Below are 3,245 nucleotides of genomic sequence, written 5' to 3'. Positions count from 1 at the left end.
CGGCGCGTCCGCCGAGGTCGTCGAAGTGGTCGTGGGCTCGGGCTCGGGCGGCACGGCCAGCGCCGCCGCACCCGCCACCGCCCGCACCACCGACGACGTGCCGCCGGAATTGCCGAACTCGGACGCGGACAGCAGCGTGCCGTCCGGGTCGAACGCGATGGCCTCGCCCTGCGGCTCACCGGGCAGCGGCACCCGCACCGGGTCGGAACCCAGCGCCTTGGCCAGGTCACCGTCCGGCACCGGGAACAGGTACGCGTCGGTGTAGGTGCGCAACGCGGCCACCCTGCCGTCCGGCGACATCGCGCCACCGGTGACCACGCGCGTCACCACGGAGTTCTGCAACGGCCCGCCGGGGGTGTCCGTGGTGCTGATCGGCACCCGCGCCACCCGTTCCATCGGAGTCGGGGCGCCTTCGGTCAAAGGGGCCGTCGGTCGGTACACCGACGCCGATCCGATCGTTTCCTTGGTGACGATGTGCGGAATGCCGGAACCGTCGAGCAACAATGCTTCGGCGTCATGCTTTCCGTCAGGATACGTGAGTCGGTACAAACGGGCGCTGCCGTCCGGGGAAACGGCGTGCAATGCCACGGTTTCGCGTGACTTCCCGTTGTCTCCGGTGTCCGCCGCCCACAGGGTTCCGTCAGGCGCCAGCGCGAGGTCTTCGACGTCGTAGGGATTGTTCGGCGTGGTGATCGTCCGGGTGATGGCGCACGTGCGGTCCACGACCTGGATCTGCAACGCGCCCTCGTCGCTGTCGTTCACGGCGAACCACTCGTCGCCGTTCGAGGCGAAGCCGGACAGCTCGGCCAACCGCTCGTCGGTCACGGCGCACACATCGGTGACGGCCGGCTCCGCCGAAGCGGAACCGGCCGTCATCAACAGCCCTGCGACCAGCACCAGCGCGCGCAACGGCTCAGGCGCGGCTTCCGTTCACGGCGAACTTCTCCAGCACGCCGGCCAGGTCGGGACGGACCCGGGCGGACAGCTCGGTGCCCTCCTCGGTGTGCCGCTCCTTGAGCACCTCGCCCTCGCGGTGCACCCGCGCGACCAGCTCGCCCCGCGCGTACGGCACGAGCGCGTCGACCACGACCTCCGGTCGCGGCGTCATGGTCGCGATGCGCTCGCGCAGCTCGGTGATGCCCTCACCGGTGTGCGCGGACACGAAGACCGCCGTGGGGAACAGGTGCCGCAGCCGGGCCATGCCCAGCTCGCCCACCGCGTCGATCTTGTTCACCACGAGCAGCTCGGTCGGCATCGGGTCGTCGCGCCGCGACGAGATGTCGCTGATGACCTCGCGGACCGCCACGACCTGCTTCTCCGGCATCGCGTCGGACCCGTCGACCACGTGGACCAGCAGGTCCGCGTCCGCGACCTCCTCCAACGTCGACCGGAACGCCTCGACCAGCTGGTGCGGCAGGTGCCGCACGAAGCCGACCGTGTCGGTCAACGTGTAGGGCAGGCCCTCGGGGGTCTCGGTGCGCCGCGTGGTCGGGTCGAGGGTCGCGAACAGGGCGTCCTGCACCAGCACGCCCGCGCCGGTCAGCGCGTTGAGCAGGCTGGACTTGCCCGCGTTCGTGTACCCCGCGATGGCCACGTTCGGCACCGCGTTGGCCACCCGGCGGTGCCGCTTGGTCTCCCGGATGACGCTCATCGCGGCGATCTCGCGGCGCAGCTTCGAGATGCGCGCGCGGATGCGCCTGCGGTCGGTCTCCAGCTTGGTCTCACCGGGACCGCGCAGACCCACGCCGCCGTTGCCGCCGCCGGCACGACCACCGGCCTGCCGGGACAGCGACTCGCCCCAGCCGCGCAGCCGCGGCAGCAGGTACTGCAGCTGGGCCATCTCGACCTGCGCCTTGCCCTCGCGGGTGGAGGCGTGCTGGGCGAAGATGTCCAGGATCAGCGCCGTGCGGTCGACGACCTTGACCTTGAGCTTGTCCTCCAGCTGCCGCAGCTGGCCGGGGGAGAGCTCGCCGTCGCAGATCACCGTGTCCGCGCCGGTGGCGATCACGACGTCGCGCAGCTCGTGCACCTTGCCGGAGCCGATGTAGGTGGCCGGATCGGGCCGGTCGCGCCGCTGCACGAGGCCTTCCAGCACCTCGGAGCCCGCGGTCTCGGCCAGCAGGGCCAGCTCCGCCAGGGACGCCTCCGAGTCGGCCGCCGTTCCCTCGGTCCACACGCCGACCAGCACGACCCGCTCCAGCCGGAGCTGCCGGTACTCGACCTCGGTGACGTCCTCGAGTTCGGTGGACAACCCGGCCACGCGGCGCAGTGCTGCGCGCTCCTCGAGTGCCAGGTCGCCGGTGGACAGCTCGTCCTCGTGGTCGAGCCAGTCGTTGCTGCTGTACGTGTTTTCCGTCATTTGCCCTTCATCGTCCCACGGCACCCCTACCCGGGCCGAGTGGTTAATCCCCGGCGTAGAGGGCCAGGTAGATCGCCACGCGTTCCCCGTCGGGGTGAGCCGGCTCGGCTGCCAGCTCATCCAACAACGTCCGGAGTCGCCGTTTTAGTTCCGCGCGGTCGACCTTGACCACCAAGCGGACCTGGTCCACGGCGGCGGGCCCCAGCTCCGCGACCTCGCTCAGGAACGCCTCGAACACGGCCTCGCTGGTCTGCTCGGGGTACGCGCCGCGGTCCTTGGCCAACTGCCAGGACAGGCCCGTGGAGCGGTACGGGATCTCCCGCGCGCCCCGGTTGCCGGACCGGGCGCCCTGGGCCTCCAGGAAGCCCGTCGCGACGAGTTTGCGCACGTGGTGGAGGGTGGTGGCGGGGTCCTTGCCGAGCCGTTCCGCGATCTCCTTGTTGGTCAGCGCGCGGTCGTAGGTCAGCCGGATGATGCGCAGCCGCACCGCCGAGGCGAGGGCGGCGGCTTCGGCTTCGGTTGCCGGGCGTCGGTGCACCGGGACAGCATAAGTCGCCGGAGAAGAAGTGATTGACACTTTCCAATCACTCCGGCGACACTTCCGCCGTGTCCCTCTGGTCTCATCGCGACTTCCGCCTGCTGTGGGCAGGCGACACCATCAGCCAGTTCGGCTCCACGATCGGCCGCACGGTGCTGCCGCTGCTCGCGGTGGGCGCGCTGGCCGCCACGCCGTTCGAGATGGGCGTGCTCTCGGCGGCGGGCACGGCCGCGTTCCTGCTGATCGGGCTGCCCGCCGGGGTGTGGGTGGACAGGTTGAGCCGCCGGCCGGTGATGCTGGCCGCCGACTTCACCCGCGCCGCGCTGCTGCTGTCGGTGCCGGTGGCCT

The 3,245-nt window shown here is 71.0% G+C and carries 4 protein-coding genes; 1 reads left to right on the top strand and 3 read right to left on the bottom strand.

The features are described from left to right. The 3 genes from AB0G02_RS32650 to AB0G02_RS32640 form a co-directional block, all read right to left on the bottom strand. A partial coding sequence (locus tag AB0G02_RS32650) for a hypothetical protein (protein WP_360801919.1) occupies positions 1-876 on the bottom strand: 876 nt, incomplete at its 3' end. 37 nt (positions 877-913) lie between these two features. Continuing rightward, positions 914-2,359, bottom strand: a complete 1,446-nt coding sequence (gene hflX / locus AB0G02_RS32645; protein ID WP_360801916.1) for a GTPase HflX — start codon at positions 2,357-2,359, stop codon at positions 914-916. A 43-nt stretch (positions 2,360-2,402) separates the two neighbouring features. Then, positions 2,403-2,897 (bottom strand): winged helix-turn-helix domain-containing protein, encoded by a 495-nt coding sequence (locus AB0G02_RS32640; protein WP_360801913.1) that lies wholly within the window; start codon positions 2,895-2,897, stop codon positions 2,403-2,405. A 68-nt stretch (positions 2,898-2,965) separates the two neighbouring features. Between AB0G02_RS32640 and AB0G02_RS32635 the strand changes: the two genes are divergently transcribed. After that, positions 2,966-3,245: MFS transporter (locus tag AB0G02_RS32635; RefSeq protein ID WP_360801910.1), on the top strand; the 280-nt coding region annotated here is incomplete at its 3' end.

The organism is Actinosynnema sp. NPDC023658, from assembly GCF_040639995.1.
Classification (GTDB): Bacteria; Actinomycetota; Actinomycetes; order Mycobacteriales; family Pseudonocardiaceae; genus Actinosynnema.
This window is presented reverse-complemented; position numbering and strand designations above follow the sequence as displayed.

Coding starts and splice junctions, on each gene's coding strand:
- hflX (WP_360801916.1), bottom strand. CDS start 2,359: ATGACGGAAAACACGTACAGCAGCAACGACTGGCTCGACCACGAGGAC.